The organism is Pseudomonas extremaustralis (assembly GCF_900102035.1).
GTDB classification, from domain to species: domain Bacteria; phylum Pseudomonadota; class Gammaproteobacteria; order Pseudomonadales; family Pseudomonadaceae; genus Aquipseudomonas; species Aquipseudomonas extremaustralis.
The window spans coordinates 5,598,865-5,612,609 of record NZ_LT629689.1; the positions used below are offsets into that span (position 1 = coordinate 5,598,865).

Below are 13,745 nucleotides of genomic sequence, written 5' to 3' on the forward strand. Positions count from 1 at the left end.
CGCGAGCAAGCTCGCTCCTACAAAAAGCTGTCACAAGGGGCTTAGTGTTTGATCAGTTTCTCTCTGACGGAACTGGTTGTTTGCTGATCCAGCTCCAACAGTACCTGCGGTTTGCCACCGATCATCACCGCCGCCGGCACCCCATCGCGGTAAACAATCCGGTTACCGCTCACTGCCGGCACCTTGCTGCCTGGCAATAGCGTGCCCACCAGGTTCAGCGGATCGGCCCCGCACACTGCAATCAAACTGCCATCACGGGGTCGACGCCTGACTTCGCGCAGCAGCGGGATCGCCTCCGGTAAGGCAAACTGTTCACCCGCCAAGCCGCTGACGAACCGCCCGCCGCGAATCTCGCCCCGGGCCTCCAGCCGATGGAAGGTGCGCAGCAGTTCGCGCCAACTCGGCAGCCAATCCGCCTCACGCTCGAGCAAGCGCCAGAACACCACGCCGTAGCGGCGCAGCAAGGTCATCGCCACATGTTCCAGGGTCTCGGCCGAGTGCGGGCGGGCGGCGTCCGGCGCGCGCCGAACCAGTGCCCAGCGTCCGGCATCGTCCATGCCGCCGATAAACGCACCGCGCCCGCGCCGGCTGCTGCGTGCCTGGCGTTTGCTCGCTGGCGTGGTCAGTGCGCGCAGCCCGGCAAAGCTGTCGGCATTCACCAGGCCGGCGCCCACTAGTTCTTGCAGGGCGTTTTCCAGTTCGCTGGGCAGCAGATGAGCTTCGTGCACCAGCTCATCGAAAAACAGCGCGCCGTGTTCGCGCAGGGTCAGGTGGACTTTCTGCGCCTTGGGCGACAGGGTCGTACTGTCCGTCTGTTCAGTCAGCCCGCTCCACAGCGCGACCTGGCTGCGCGGCAGCAGCACCACCGGGGTGCTGCGCAGGGCGGTGGCGCTGGAGGTGTTGCTCAAGCGCATCCACACCCGTTTGCCGCTGCGGCACAGTTCATCGAGCCAGGTGGCGGTGTAATCCTTGATCCGCGCGCTGAGCACATCACTGTCCCAGGCCGAAGTGGCGGCTGCGTAGCCTTCGAGCTGGCCGACAATTTCCCCCAGCACGGCGCTGCCCTGGCCGCGAGTGCTTTCGGACAGGTGCTGCCAATCGAACAGAAAGCGCATGAAGTCCTGCAACGCCACCGGCTCGATTTCCCGGCGCAGGCGCTTGACCGTGTAGCGATGAATCCGCGCCAGCAGGTGGCGTTCGCACCATTGTTCATCCACGGCGCCGGGGCTGAAGCGACCGCGCAGCACGTAGCCTTCCTGCTCCAGCCGGGCCAGGGCCTGGGTGATGTCGGTCACCGGCAGCGCCAGGGGCGCGGCGATTTCGATCACAGTCAACGGGCCGAATCCCCCCAGGCGCGCGCGCAGGACTTCCACCAGTGCCTCATCGACGGTCCAGGGCTCATCGAAGCCCGGTAGCAGTGGCAAGCCGTTGGGATAGAGCGCCTGCAAACAACTCAAGCGCTCGACGGCCACCCACAGACCGTTCTGCAAACGGTAGGCGCGTCCACCCTTGGCCAGAGCATTGAGCCACACGGCCCATTGCGGCGTGACCTCATGCTCGGCGATGCACGCCAGGCTCATCAACGCCTCGTGCATTTCATCCAACCCATGGGGCGCCGGCCAGGCTTCTTCGCGCACGCCGGCGATAGCCTCGGCGTCCAGCGCACCGAGGTCGTCGGTGCTGTGCGGGTCGCTCCAGCGCCGGTTGAGCACGGCCTGGGTGCGACGTTCTTCCAGCGGCGCATCGTCGAGAAAGGTGTAGGGGCGCGCGTTGAGAATCTCGGCGGCCATGGGCGAGGGCGCGGGCAGGTCGCGGCTGATCAGGCGCACTTCGCCGCGCTCCATGCGCCGCAGCAGGGCCAGCCAGGCGTCGCTGTCCATGGCTTCGTGCAGGCAGTCGTCGAGGGTTTGCTCCACCAGCGGGTGGTCAGGCACTTCGCGCTCGCCGGCGAGGTTTTCCAGGCAGGCGATCTGGTCGGGAAACACACTGGCGATCAGGTCTTCGCTCTTCATGCGCTGGATCTGCGGCGCCACTTTGCGCCCGCCGACATAGCGCGGCAACGCCAGGGCCACCCCGGCATTCCAGCGCCAGCGCACGCCGAACAGCGGCGCATCGAGCACGGCCTGGATCAGCAGATGTTCGGCGCTGGCGCTGTTGAGATAACGCCACACCTCGTCCAGCGCGAAACTGTGGCTGGTGGACAGCGACAGCACGATCGCGTTCTCGCTGGCCGCCGCTTGCAACTCGAAGTTGAAGGTGCGGCAAAAGCGCTTACGCAGCGCCAGGCCCCAGGCGCGGTTGAGACGGCTGCCGAAGGGCGTGTGGATGATCAATTGGGTGCCGCCGGACTCATCGAAAAAGCGCTCCATGATCAACGTGTCCTGGGACGGCAACGCGCTGAGGGCCAGACGCGTGCGCGCCAGGTAATCGACGATCTGTTCGGCGCTGGCGCGGTTCAGGCCCAGGGTGGCGGTGAGCCAGTCCTGGGCAGGTTGCAGGTCGCCGGGCGTGGCGCTGAGCAGGGCGTCCAGATGCCCCTGCAAGCGCGCCACGGCGGCCGACAATTCGTGGCTGCGCCCTGGTGCTTCGCCGAGCCAGAATGGAATGGTCGGTGGCTGGCCATGGGCGTCCTCGACCCGCACCTTGCCGGCTTCGACCCGCAGGATGCGGTAGGAGGTATTCCCCAGCTGGAAGATGTCCCCCGCGATGCTTTCCACCGCGAAGTCTTCGTTGACGCTGCCGATGTTCAGGCCCTGGGGTTCGAGCAACACGCTGTAGTCGGCGTTGTCGGGGATGGTACCGCCGCTGGTCACGGCGGTGAGCCGGGCACCACGGCGGCCGCGCAGGGTGCGGGTCAGCGCATCGCGGTGCAGGTAGGCGCTGCGGATGCCCTGGCGACCGTTATAGCCATCGGTGAGCATCTGCAACAGCGCCTGGAAGTGGTGTTCATCCAGCGCGGCATAGGGTGCGGCGCGGTGGATGAGCGCCAGCAGCGCCTGCTCCGACCATTCCTGGGCGCTGACTTCGGCGATGAGCTGCTGGGCCAGCACGTCCAGCGGGGCCACGGGAATATGCAGGGTGTCCAGTTCGCCCCGGCGCACGCAGTCGAGCAGGGCAGCGCATTCGATCAGGTCGTCGCGGGTGATGGCGAACAGGCGCCCCTTGGGTGTGCCGCCGACCTGATGCCCGGAGCGGCCGACCCGTTGCAGAAAACCGTTGATGGAACCGGGCGAGCCGATCTGGCACACGAGGTCGACCTCACCGATATCGATGCCCAGTTCCAGCGAGGCGGTGGCGATCAGCACTTGCAGCGCGCCGCCCTTGAGCCGTTGTTCGGCGTCCAGGCGCAGCTCTTTGGCCAGGCTGCCATGGTGGGCGGCCACGGCGGTCTTGCCCAGGCGCTCGCTCAAGTGCCGCGCCAAGCGTTCGGCCAGGCGCCGGGTGTTGACGAAAATCAGCGTGGTGCGGTGTTCGCGGGCGAGGGTGGCGAGGCGGTCGTAGACCAGTTCCCACACATCGTTGGCCATCACGGCTGAAAGCGGCACCGGCGGCACTTCGATGTCCAGGTCCCGGGGGCGGGCGTGGCCGATGTCGACGATGTCGCACGCTCGCCCGGTGCCGACCAGAAAGCGCGACACCGCTTCGATGGGTTTTTGCGTGGCCGACAAGCCGATACGGGTCAACGGCTCGGCGCACAAGCCTTGCAGGCGCTCCAGGCTCAGGGCCAGGTGGCTGCCGCGTTTGCTGGATGCGATGGCGTGGATCTCGTCGACGATCACCGTGCGCGTGCTCGCCAGCATCTGTCGGCCGGAGTCGGAGCCGAGCAGCACATAGAGCGATTCCGGCGTGGTCACGAGGATATGCGGCGGGCGCTTGCGCATCTGTGCGCGGTCTTTTTGCGGCGTGTCGCCGGTGCGCACGGCGGTGCGTATCGCCAAGGGCGGCAGGCCCAGTTGCTGCAAATGCTCGGTGATCCCGGCGAGCGGGGTTTGCAGGTTGATCTGGATGTCATTGGACAGCGCCTTGAGCGGCGACACATACACCACCAGGGTCTCGTCCGGCAGTTGCCCGTCGTGGGCCAGGCCCTGGCGGACCAGATCGTCCAGCACCGCCAGGAACGCGGTCAGTGTCTTGCCAGAGCCGGTGGGCGCGGCGATCAGGGTCGAGCGGCGCTGGCGGATCAGCGGCCATGCCTGGGCCTGGGCGTCTGTCACCGAAGGGAAGGTGCTGCGGAACCAGGTGCTGACGGCGGGGTGGAAGCCGTTCAATACCGTGTCCGTTGATTCAGGAAGGTTCATCGCTCTTATATGCAACCCATGAGGTCAAGTTGCAAGCCCCGCACTTTATCCGTGACGGTTGCGCTACAAACCCGCAAAATGCAACGATTCTGGCAAATGCAAACGGCAAGGCTCACGAGCTTGCCGACACTAACCATCGTTCCAAACAGACCGGGCCTGCTCAATCTATGCGAATGCGCCTTATGTTACTGGGCGGCGGGAATGCCCTCGGGCAGGCGCTGATTCGCCTCGGTGCGGAGGAAGACATTGGTTTCCTCGCCCCCAAACCGCCCACAGACGGCTGGGATGCCGCGAGCCTCACCCAATTGCTCGACGACACCCGTCCCGATGCATTGATCAACCTCGCCTACTATTTCGACTGGTTCCAGGCGGAGACCGTCAGCGAAACCCGACTGGCCGCCCAGGAATCCGCCATCGAACGCCTGGCCGAACTGTGTCAGCACCACGGCATCACGTTGCTGCAACCGTCCAGCTACCGCGTGTTCGATGGCTCCCGCGCCACCGCCTACAGCGAAAAGGACGAGCCGGTACCCCTGGGGCTGCGCGGCCAAGCGTTGTGGCGCATCGAGCAGAGCGTGCGCGCCACGTGCCCGCATCACATACTGTTGCGCTTTGGCTGGCTGCTCGATGACAGCGTCGATGGCACTCTCGGGCGCTTCCTGGCCCGGGCCGAACACCCGGATGAGTTGCTGATGGCGGATGACCGTCGCGGCAACCCGACACCGGTGGACGATGCCGCGCGGGTGATCATCTCGGTGCTCAAGCAACTCGATTGCGCGGCGCCGCTGTGGGGCACCTATCACTACGCCGGGCATGAGGCGACCACGCCGCTGGCCCTGGGCCAGGCGATCCTTACCGAAGCGCGCAGCTTCCATCCGCTGGCTGTCGAAGCACCGACGCCCCAGGCCCATGCGGCGCGGCCGGATGCCGGCGAGGAACCGCAACACGCGGTGCTGGCCTGCAAGAAAATCCTCCACACCTTCGGCATCAAGCCGCGGGCGTGGCGGGCGGGGTTGCCGGCGTTGCTGGATCGGTTCTACCGGCGCGGCTGATACTGCACAAAACACAAATGTGGAAGGGGGCTTGCTCCCGATAGCGGTGGGTCAGTCAACGAATCCGTTGACTGACACCGTGCTATCGGGAGCAAGCCCCCTCCCACACTGGGTGTTGCGGCGCGTGTGAACGATCGCTTAGAACTTGTAGCCGATACCGACCATGTACACGAATGGATCAACGTCCACATTGACCTTGGCGCGAGTGCCTTGGCCCAGAGCGTTGTTATCCACAGTGGCCGTGGTGCTGATGTCGATGTAACGTACCTGGCCGTTGATCATCCAGTTGTCGTTGATCATATAGTCGGCACCGACCTGCGCGGCCCAGCCCCAAGAGTTATCGGCCTTGAAGTTGCTGAAACCGTTTTGTTTCGCGGTGCCGCTGAGGCTCTCGTCATAGATCCAGGTGTAGTTGATACCGGCACCTACATACGGTTGGAACTTCGACGCGCTGTCCAGCGGGTAGTACACGACGCTCAGGGTTGGCGGCAGTTGTTTCAGGGAGCCGAGCTTACCGTTGGCTGCGCCCACGGAAGTGCCCTTGAGTTTCACGTCATGGGAGAACGGGGTGGCCGCCAGCAGTTCGATACCCCAGTGGCTGGTGAACATGTAAGCGAAGTTCAGACCCAGTTGCGTGTCGCTGCTCAAGGTCGCTTTGCCGCCCAGGTTGGCACCGGACAATGGACCCTGATCAACCTTGACGCTACCGCTGTCGGTGTTCGGGTTCACGGTAATTGCACCGGCACGCACCAGAATGTCACCGGCCTCATAAGCGTGGGCGATGGGGGCAGCGAGGGCGAGCGCGAAGAGGGATGCGCCGAGCAGGGACTTGTTCATGGGAGCTCCAGAGGACGTTTAAAAGTTGTACGTCCAATGGTAGAGATCGTTCCGTTAAGTCTTTTGACTCAGCTCAATGAAAGAGCGATCAGCGTTATTCGGGCAGTTCGTAGATGTAAATTTTCTCGGCATCCATCTGATAACCGGCGTCGGCCAGCTCGCTGGAGGACGGTTTGACCTGCATCTTCCCCTCGATCCAGTACGGCTGATACAGCTCATCGAGCTTCACCCCGACTTCGCTTTTCACGTGCACGATCTGGTTCGACGGCGGTGGCGGCACATGGATGCATGCGCCGAAATATGGCACCAGCAGAAACTCGATGGTGCGCCCAGACTCGCTGACTTCCAGCGGTACGATATAGCCCGGCAAACGGACGTGCTGGCCATCGAGGCTCTGGACTACGGGCGCGTGGGGCATCTCCTGCTTGGCCGCTGGCGCCGATTCCAGCGCACCCGCTATGCCCGACAGGTTGTGCAATGGCTGCATATTGGGCACTTCCGGCATGGCATCCGGCGGGATCAGTTCCGACCAAGTCAGTTCTTTAGGCGCCTGGGCGGCCCAGACGGGCGAGGCCGCCAGCAGCAACAGCGCAAACAGGGCACGACGCATTGAAGCCTTCCTCATAAACGTATGGACAGGCCATCGGCCAGAGATTGTCGATAGGCACGCCAGGCCGGCACGCAGCCCATCAACAGCGCGGCTGCGAGGATACCCGCCAGCAGCGTCCATTCATATTCGCTCGGCCATGACATCGGCAAGTCCAGGCCGTAATTGGCCTGCAGATACCCGCGCGACGCGGCGATGCACACATATAGCAGACCCACGCCGGCCACCACGCCGGACAGCGCCAGGGCGAACGCTTCGAAGATCAGCAGGGTTGCGATATGCCAGGGCCGCGCGCCCACCGACCGCAAGATCGCCATTTCGCGGCGGCGTTCGTTGAGGCTGGTGAGGATCGCCGTGAGCATGCCGATCAAGCCGGTCAGCACCACGAACAGCGAGATCACGAACAACGCTTTTTCGGCGGTGCCCATCATGCTCCACAGCTCTTGCAGGGCCACGCCGGGCAGGATCGCCAGCATCGGCTCGCCACGGAATTCATTGATCTCGCGTTGCAGGGCGAAGGTGGAAATCTTGTTGTTCAGGCCGAGCATGAAGGCGGTGATCGCTTGCGGCGTGAGGTCCATGTTGCGTGCCTGATCGGCACTGATGCGCCCTTTGCCCTGGGCCGGCACGCCGTTGTGCCAGTCGATGTGGATCGCTTCCATGCCGCCCAGGCTGATATGCAGCGTGCGGTCCACCGGGGTGCCGGTGCGTTTGAGGATACCGACCACGGTGAAGGGTTTGTCGTCGTGCTTGACCAGGCTGACCGCCGCCACGCCATGGGCCAGCACCAGCTTGTCGCCGAGCGTGTAGTGCAGCGCGTCAGCCACTTCGGCGCCGAGCACCACTTCGAACGGATCGGTGGCGAAGGCGCGGCCGCTGGCCAGTTCGAGGTTCTGCTTGCGGCCGTACTGGTAGTGCTCGAAGTACGACGCATTGGTGCCCATCACCCGGTAGCCGCGATGGGAGTCGCCGAGGGAAATCGGAATCGCCCATTTCACCTGGGGGTTGGCGGCGAAGTGCTCGTAGCTGTCCCAGCGGATGTTATTGGTGGCGTTGCCGATGCGGAACACCGAATACAGCAGCAGGTTCACCGAGCCGGAACGCGCGCCGACGATCAGGTCGGTGCCGCTGATGGTGCTGGCGAAACTGTTGCGTGCCTCGACGCGCACGCGTTCCACCGCCAGCAGCAGGCATACCGACAGGGCGATGGCGAAAGCGGTGAGGATCGCGGTAAAACGGCGGTTAGCCAGGCTGGCCATGGCTAGACGGAACAAATACATCTCAAACCTCTGCGGGCATGGCGGCGCGATTGAGTTCGGCCAGCGACAGGTGGCGGTCGAACAGCGGGGCCAGGCTCTGATCGTGGCTGACAAACAACAGGCTGGCGCCTGCTTCGCGGCATTCGGCGAACAACAGCTGAAGGAAGGCTTCGCGGGCGTCGTAGTCCAGGGCCGAGGTGGGTTCGTCGGCGATCACCAGTTCCGGTTGGCCGATCAACGCGCGGGCGGCGGCCACCCGTTGTTGTTGGCCGATGGACAGCGAGTCGGCACGTCGCTCCAGCAGGTCTTTGTCTTTCAAGCCCAGGTGCGCGAGCAAGGCGGCGGCGGCCTTGTCGACACTGCCGTGGCGTTGGGTCGCCCGTTGTGCGCGCACCTTGGAAAAGTGGCAGGGCAGCTCGACGTTCTCGCGCACCGACAGGAACGGCAGCAGGTTGAACTGCTGGAAGATATAGCCGGTGTGGTCGACGCGAAAACGATCACGGGCGCCGGCCGAGAGGTCGGTCAGTTCCTGACCGAGCAGGCGGATGCTGCCTCGGCTGGGTTTCTGCACGCCGCCGAGCAGGCCGAGCAAGGTGGTCTTGCCACTGCCGCTGGGGCCCTTGAGAAACAGGGTTTGCCCCGCTTCCAGGCGGAACGCGGGGATGTCCAGCAACTGTGGGTGACCGGGCCAGTTGAAGCCCAGGTCGGACAGTTCGATCAATGCATGGGTCATGTGAAATCAGAACTTCAGGGTGGCTGCGGTGGCGGAGGCGTCGACGCCTTGCTGGCCGCTTGGGCCGATCAGTTGTACCTGAATTTTCTGGGTGGCGGGGAAGGTCTTGAACACGTGGCTCAGGTCGAGGTTGCTCAGGGCCGTCGGCGTGGCGCAGGTGAACTGGTAGTGGGCGTGGATTTCGCTGTGGTCGTGATGATGCTCGTGGGCGCCGTCTTTGGCGTCGTGATCATCGTCGTCGTCATGATCGGCTTCCGGCTTGTCACCGAACAATGGGCTGTTGAGTTCCTGGGTGCTGACCACGCAACCGGCGGCCGTGGGCAGGTTGAACAGGGCGGCGGGGTTTTCCAGCTGTTTGCGCACGGCGGCGACCTTGGCTTTATCGGCGGCGGTGGTTGCCATGTGTTCGAAACCCACCAGGTTCATCGCCGGGCTGTCCAGTTCAAGCTCCAGGGCTTGGCCGTCGAGCACTGCATTGAGACGGCCAACGCCGTGTTCATGGGCGCCGAGGCTGGCATGTTCGTGATCGTGATCATGCTCGTCGGCGGCATGGGCGATAGCCAGTGGCAGCAGGGCAAACGGCAAAGCGAGCAACAGACGGCGCATGGACGGGCTCCAGAAAATGAAAGTTTTGTTATGTGATCTTATAACAATAGTTCGGCGAGTTTGACCGCCCGCTTGGCGTTGCGCAAGTCACATGGGAGCATGCCCGTCAGAAAAATGCGGGAGTAAGGACGATGTTGCGAATTCGTGGAACCGTCGGCGACCTGCCGGTGGACTTGACCCTGGAGCTGGATGAGGACGATTGGGCGCGACTCGGCGCGCGCTTGCAGGCCACGCCAGAGGCCAGTGTGGCCGTTGCGTCGGTTGCATCGGTCAAACCCAATGATGACCTGTGGCAGAGAGCCCAGGACCTGCTGCGCAACGCCGGTCAGCTCAGCGGGTTGGAACTGCTCGATCAGTTGGAAGGATTGGCCGGCGATGCCGCGGCGGCCAAGCGCCTGCTGGTGCGCCTGCGCCATAGTGCCCAGGTCAAGGTCAGCAGCGGCGCTGATACGCCGCTCTATACCTGGATCGCCCCCTTGTAGGAGCGAGCTTGCTCGCGAAGAACGCCAACGATAACGCGGACTGTCTGGAGGAGCGCGGCGCTCTCAGGTTTTTCGCGAGCAAGCTCGCTCCTACAGGGTGATCAGTACAGTGCGGCGAACAGCTTGCGGCGGTACACGGTCACCAGAGGGTGATCGTTGCCCAGCAGTTCGAACACCTGCAGCAAGGTCTTGTGCGGCAGGCCTTCGCTGTAGCTGCGGTTGCGGATGAACAGTTTGAGCAAGCCTTCCAGCGCTGCGTCGTACTGCTGGCGTGCCAGTTGCTGAATGGCCAACTGATAGGCCGCTTCATCGTCCTGCGGGTTTTGCGCCAGGCGGCTTTTCAACTCGGCGGCGTCCGGCAGATCGGCAGCCTGGCGCAGAAAGGTGATTTGCGCCTTGGCCCCGGCGAGCGCGGCCTTGTGCTCGTCGCTCTTGACCGCATCCAGCACGGTCTGGGCTTCACCCAATTCGCCGCGCTCGGCCAGGCAGCGTGCATACAGGATCAGCGCACCAGCGTTGGTGTTGTCCTCGCCCAGCAAGGCCACCAGCAGCGCTTCGGCCTCGCTGATGCGTCCCTCGGCAAACAACGCCTCGGCCTGCTTGAGCGGGTCTGCGGCAGCCGGTGGCGGCATCTGTACATGGGGCTCCAGCATCGCCCGCACCGCCGACTCCGGCTGCGCGCCGGCAAACCCGTCCACCGGTTGGCCATCCTTGAACAGCACCACGGTCGGCAGGCTGCGAATGCCAAACCGCGCCACGATGTCCTGTTCGGCCTCGCAATCGACCTTGGCCAGCAGCAACTCGCCCTGATAACTCTCGGCGATCTGCGCCAGCATTGGCATCAACGCCTTGCACGGCGCGCACCACTCGGCCCAGAAATCCACGAGCACGGGTTTGTGGAACGAATTCTCGATCACCGCCTGATCGAACGTGGCGGTGGTAGCGTCGAAGATGTACGGCGTGGGCTCACTCATGGGGCGTCTCGAATAAAGCGGGAATGGGGGCAACTATAAGGGCTGGCGCCGCGAATGGTACAGGCTCACCTTGCGAAACTCCCAAGGCTCGGCCAGGTCTGGCAGGGTCAGCGCGTCGAGTATCCCCAGGCGTCGATAGGCCGGGTGCTGGAAGTCCCGCACCCGCGAATCCGCCACCAGCGCTTCGCGGCCGCGACTGAGGAAGTGATCCAGCAACGGCAGGTTGGCGCGGTCATAGAGCACGTCGGCCACCAGGATCAGGTCGAAGCGGTCGGCTTCGGCGAAAAAGTCCGCCGAATATCCAAGCTCGACATCATTGAGCTCAGCATTCGCCCGGCAGGCCGCCAAGGCCAGCGGATCAAGGTCGCAGGCCACCACTTCCAGCGCGCCGGCCTTGACCGCGGCGATCCCCGCCACGCCGGAGCCGGCACCAAAGTCCAGCACGCGCTTGCCGGCGACCCACTGCGGGTTGGCCGCCAGGTAGCGTGCCAGCGCCAGGCCGCTGGCCCAGCAAAAGCTCCAGTAGGGCGGCTCATGCAGGATGCGTCGGGTTTCCTCGGGGCTGAAGGCGCGGTCCATGTTGTCGGCATCGAGCAACCACAACGACAGCGCGGTGTCCGGCAACGGGCAGGGCACCAGGTGCGCGTCGCCGATCAGTTCGCTCAGGGCGCGTTGCAGGGCCAGCGGTGGCGTCATGGGGCTTTGACGAGTTGCAGGGGGCCGGTGGTCTGGGTGATCGGCTGGGTGATGCGCACCGCCGGCAGATGCAGGATCAACTGGCCGGATTGGCTGGCGCGACCGCGCAATTCAACCCGCGCACCGGCCGGGAAGGCCTCGGGGTTGTAGCGCAGGCGGAAGGCCAGGGGCTTGCCGTTGCCGGTGAGCACGCTGCTGGCGAGCAATTGTTGTGGGCGCGAACGGTCGTCGATCACCAGCAGGGCCATCTCGACTTCGGCGCCGGCGGGCACGTTGCTCAGGCTGCCGTTGATTTCGCGCTGATAGGCCGGCAGCGGGCCGAGGTCTTCAAGGCCGGGGACTTTTTTCTCTTGTGCCGGTTGCGGTTGCGGCGTCGACGGTTTCGGGGCTGGGCTGCTGCAGGCGACCAGAAAACCGAACAAGGTGAGTAAAACAAGTGGTCGTAACTGCATGTACGGCTCCCAAAAGGACAATATCCGTGGCTTAAAAAACATGAAACATAATCGTCAGCCTATATACCGCAAAGGCTTTGGCTTGTCTTGCCACGGGGATGCGCTACCATGGCCCTCCCTTTTTTTGTTGCCTGCCACCATGCACTGTCCCTTCTGCGGTGCCAACGACACCAAGGTCATTGACTCGCGTCTGGTCGCCGAGGGCGATCAAGTGCGTCGCCGGCGCGAATGCCTGGCCTGCGGTGAACGTTTCACCACCTTCGAAACCGCCGAACTGGTGTTGCCGCGCCTGATCAAATCCGACGGCAGCCGCCAGCCTTTCGATGAAGACAAACTGCGCGCCGGTATGCAGCGCGCCCTGGAAAAACGCCCGGTGAGTGTCGAGCGGCTGGAGGCGGCGCTGGCGCATATCAAGCACAAGCTACGCGCGACCGGCGAGCGCGAGGTCAAGTCCCTGGTGGTTGGAGAGCTGGTGATGGGCGAGCTGCAAAAGCTCGACGAAGTCGCCTATATCCGTTTCGCTTCGGTGTATCGACGCTTCCAGGACCTCAATGAGTTCCGCGAAGAGATCGACCGCCTGGCCCGTGAGCCGGTCAAAAAATGAACCCACCTTCTGCTGAGCAGGCCGTCCTCGACGCCCATTACATGGCCCGCGCCCTCGAACTGGCGCGCAACGGCCTGTACACCACCCATCCCAACCCACGTGTAGGCTGCGTGATTGTGCGCGATGGGCAGATCGTCGGCGAAGGCTGGCATGTGCGTACCGGCGAGCCCCATGCCGAAGTGCATGCCTTGCGCGCTGCCGGCGACAAAGCCCGAGGCGCCACCGCCTACGTCACGCTCGAACCGTGCAGCCACTACGGCCATACCCCGCCGTGCGCGGATGCGCTGGTGAGTGCCGGGGTGGCGCGGGTGGTCGCGGCGATGCAGGACTCCAACCCGGACGTCGCCGGGCGCGGTATGCAGCGTCTGGCCCAGGCCGGCATCGACGTGTACAGCGGTGTGCTCGAAGGGGAAGCGCGGGCCCTCAATAAAGGGTTCCTCAAGCGCATGGAACACGGCCTGCCGTTTGTGCGGGTCAAGCTGGCGATGAGCCTGGACGGTCGCACCGCGATGGCCAGCGGCGAAAGCCAATGGATCACCGGCCCTGCCGCCCGCGCCGCCGTGCAGCGCCTGCGCGCCGAGGCCAGCGTGGTGCTGACCGGCGCCGACACGGTGCTGGCCGACGGCGCTCGCCTGACCGTGCGCGCCGCCGAACTTGGCCTGAACGCCGAAACCACCGCCCTGGCCATGTCGCGCCCGCCGCTGCGCGTCTTGATCGACGGCCGCTTGCGGGTGCCGCTCAACGCACCGTTCTTCAAGGCCGGCCCGGCGCTGGTCATCACCTGCGTCACTGCTGAAAACCAATTTCCCCGTGGCCCCGAGTGCCTGGTGGTGCCCGGTGTCGATGGCCAGGTCGACCTGCGCTCGGCGCTGGTGGCGCTGGCCGCCCGTGGCGTCAACGATGTCCTGGTGGAAGCCGGCCCAAGCCTGGCGGGCGCGTTCGCCCAGCAGGGCCTGGTGGACGAATACGTGATTTTCGTCGCCGGCAAGTTTCTCGGCTCCGCAGCCCGGCCGTTGCTGGACTGGCCGCTTGAGAAACTGGCCGACGCCCCCCAACTCAAGATCACTGAAATGCGCGCTGTGGGCGATGACTGGCGAGTCACTGCCATCCCTGTGCCAGCAGCGAGCGTATAATTTCCGGCTTGC

13 protein-coding genes are annotated in these 13,745 nt (G+C 64.5%); 4 read left to right on the forward strand and 9 right to left on the reverse strand.

Translation table 11 applies throughout. The features are described from left to right. Window positions 1-41 precede the first annotated feature (41 nt). Window positions 42-4,298 (reverse strand): DEAD/DEAH box helicase, encoded by a 4,257-nt coding sequence (locus BLR63_RS25855; RefSeq protein WP_010566840.1) that lies wholly within the window; start codon window positions 4,296-4,298, stop codon window positions 42-44. 167 nt (window positions 4,299-4,465) lie between these two features. Between BLR63_RS25855 and BLR63_RS25860 the strand changes: the two genes are divergently transcribed. After that, window positions 4,466-5,350 (forward strand): sugar nucleotide-binding protein, encoded by an 885-nt coding sequence (locus BLR63_RS25860; RefSeq protein WP_010566839.1) that lies wholly within the window; start codon window positions 4,466-4,468, stop codon window positions 5,348-5,350. Window positions 5,351-5,488: 138 nt separating this feature from the next. Here BLR63_RS25860 and BLR63_RS25865 read toward each other — a convergent pair whose 3' ends face one another. From BLR63_RS25865 to BLR63_RS25885, 5 genes are all read right to left on the reverse strand, one after another. Beyond that, window positions 5,489-6,187 (reverse strand): OmpW/AlkL family protein, encoded by a 699-nt coding sequence (locus BLR63_RS25865; RefSeq protein WP_010566838.1) that lies wholly within the window; start codon window positions 6,185-6,187, stop codon window positions 5,489-5,491. 94 nt (window positions 6,188-6,281) lie between these two features. After that, complete coding sequence (locus BLR63_RS25870; protein WP_010566837.1) at window positions 6,282-6,797, reverse strand: DUF3299 domain-containing protein; 516 nt, start codon at window positions 6,795-6,797, stop codon at window positions 6,282-6,284. A gap of 11 nt (window positions 6,798-6,808) precedes the next feature. Continuing rightward, complete coding sequence (locus BLR63_RS25875) at window positions 6,809-8,074, reverse strand: ABC transporter permease (RefSeq protein ID WP_010566836.1); 1,266 nt, start codon at window positions 8,072-8,074, stop codon at window positions 6,809-6,811. 1 nt (window position 8,075) lies between these two features. Beyond that, the gene (locus BLR63_RS25880) at window positions 8,076-8,786 is read right to left on the reverse strand and encodes an ABC transporter ATP-binding protein (protein WP_010566835.1); all 711 of its coding nucleotides are present in this window, start codon (window positions 8,784-8,786) and stop codon (window positions 8,076-8,078) included. A 6-nt stretch (window positions 8,787-8,792) separates the two neighbouring features. Continuing rightward, the gene (locus tag BLR63_RS25885; protein WP_010566834.1) at window positions 8,793-9,392 is read right to left on the reverse strand and encodes a DUF2796 domain-containing protein; all 600 of its coding nucleotides are present in this window, start codon (window positions 9,390-9,392) and stop codon (window positions 8,793-8,795) included. Window positions 9,393-9,523: 131 nt separating this feature from the next. Here BLR63_RS25885 and BLR63_RS25890 point away from each other — a divergent pair, with 131 nt between their 5' ends. After that, complete coding sequence (locus BLR63_RS25890; protein ID WP_010566833.1) at window positions 9,524-9,874, forward strand: hypothetical protein; 351 nt, start codon at window positions 9,524-9,526, stop codon at window positions 9,872-9,874. Window positions 9,875-9,975: 101 nt separating this feature from the next. Here the strand turns inward: BLR63_RS25890 and trxA are convergent, their stop codons facing one another. Genes trxA through BLR63_RS25905 form a run of 3 tightly spaced genes read right to left on the reverse strand, consistent with a single transcriptional unit; the run spans window position 9,976 to window position 11,996 of the window. Next, entirely contained in the window at window positions 9,976-10,848 is an 873-nt protein-coding gene (gene trxA, locus BLR63_RS25895; protein ID WP_010566832.1) for a thioredoxin, read from the reverse strand. A gap of 33 nt (window positions 10,849-10,881) precedes the next feature. Next, complete coding sequence (locus BLR63_RS25900) at window positions 10,882-11,544, reverse strand: class I SAM-dependent methyltransferase (RefSeq protein WP_010566831.1); 663 nt, start codon at window positions 11,542-11,544, stop codon at window positions 10,882-10,884. Continuing rightward, a complete protein-coding gene (locus BLR63_RS25905; protein WP_010566830.1) occupies window positions 11,541-11,996 on the reverse strand; it encodes a YbaY family lipoprotein in 456 nt (151 codons plus the stop codon). Before BLR63_RS25905 ends, BLR63_RS25900 begins: the two co-directional genes overlap by 4 nt. 139 nt (window positions 11,997-12,135) lie before the next feature. Here BLR63_RS25905 and nrdR point away from each other — a divergent pair, with 139 nt between their 5' ends. Both nrdR and ribD read left to right on the forward strand, forming a co-directional pair. Further along, window positions 12,136-12,600: a transcriptional regulator NrdR gene (gene nrdR / locus BLR63_RS25910; RefSeq protein ID WP_010566829.1), complete on the forward strand. Its 465-nt coding sequence runs from the start codon at window positions 12,136-12,138 to the stop codon at window positions 12,598-12,600. Further along, entirely contained in the window at window positions 12,597-13,733 is a 1,137-nt protein-coding gene (ribD, locus tag BLR63_RS25915; RefSeq protein WP_010566828.1) for a bifunctional diaminohydroxyphosphoribosylaminopyrimidine deaminase/5-amino-6-(5-phosphoribosylamino)uracil reductase RibD, read from the forward strand. The genes nrdR and ribD overlap by 4 nt, the downstream gene beginning before the upstream one ends. The last annotated feature ends 12 nt before the right edge of the window (window positions 13,734-13,745 follow it).

Bases quoted from the DNA above. Each gene is read 5' to 3' on its own strand.
- BLR63_RS25855 (WP_010566840.1), bottom strand. From the start codon at position 4,298: ATGAACCTTCCTGAATCAACGGACACGGTATTGAACGGCTTCCACCCC.
- BLR63_RS25860 (WP_010566839.1), top strand. From the start codon at position 4,466: ATGCGAATGCGCCTTATGTTACTGGGCGGCGGGAATGCCCTCGGGCAG.
- BLR63_RS25865 (WP_010566838.1), bottom strand. From the start codon at position 6,187: ATGAACAAGTCCCTGCTCGGCGCATCCCTCTTCGCGCTCGCCCTCGCT.
- BLR63_RS25870 (WP_010566837.1), bottom strand. From the start codon at position 6,797: ATGCGTCGTGCCCTGTTTGCGCTGTTGCTGCTGGCGGCCTCGCCCGTC.
- BLR63_RS25875 (WP_010566836.1), bottom strand. From the start codon at position 8,074: ATGTATTTGTTCCGTCTAGCCATGGCCAGCCTGGCTAACCGCCGTTTT.
- BLR63_RS25880 (WP_010566835.1), bottom strand. From the start codon at position 8,786: ATGACCCATGCATTGATCGAACTGTCCGACCTGGGCTTCAACTGGCCC.
- BLR63_RS25885 (WP_010566834.1), bottom strand. From the start codon at position 9,392: ATGCGCCGTCTGTTGCTCGCTTTGCCGTTTGCCCTGCTGCCACTGGCT.
- BLR63_RS25890 (WP_010566833.1), top strand. From the start codon at position 9,524: ATGTTGCGAATTCGTGGAACCGTCGGCGACCTGCCGGTGGACTTGACC.
- trxA (WP_010566832.1), bottom strand. From the start codon at position 10,848: ATGAGTGAGCCCACGCCGTACATCTTCGACGCTACCACCGCCACGTTC.
- BLR63_RS25900 (WP_010566831.1), bottom strand. From the start codon at position 11,544: ATGACGCCACCGCTGGCCCTGCAACGCGCCCTGAGCGAACTGATCGGC.
- BLR63_RS25905 (WP_010566830.1), bottom strand. From the start codon at position 11,996: ATGCAGTTACGACCACTTGTTTTACTCACCTTGTTCGGTTTTCTGGTC.
- nrdR (WP_010566829.1), top strand. From the start codon at position 12,136: ATGCACTGTCCCTTCTGCGGTGCCAACGACACCAAGGTCATTGACTCG.
- ribD (WP_010566828.1), top strand. From the start codon at position 12,597: ATGAACCCACCTTCTGCTGAGCAGGCCGTCCTCGACGCCCATTACATG.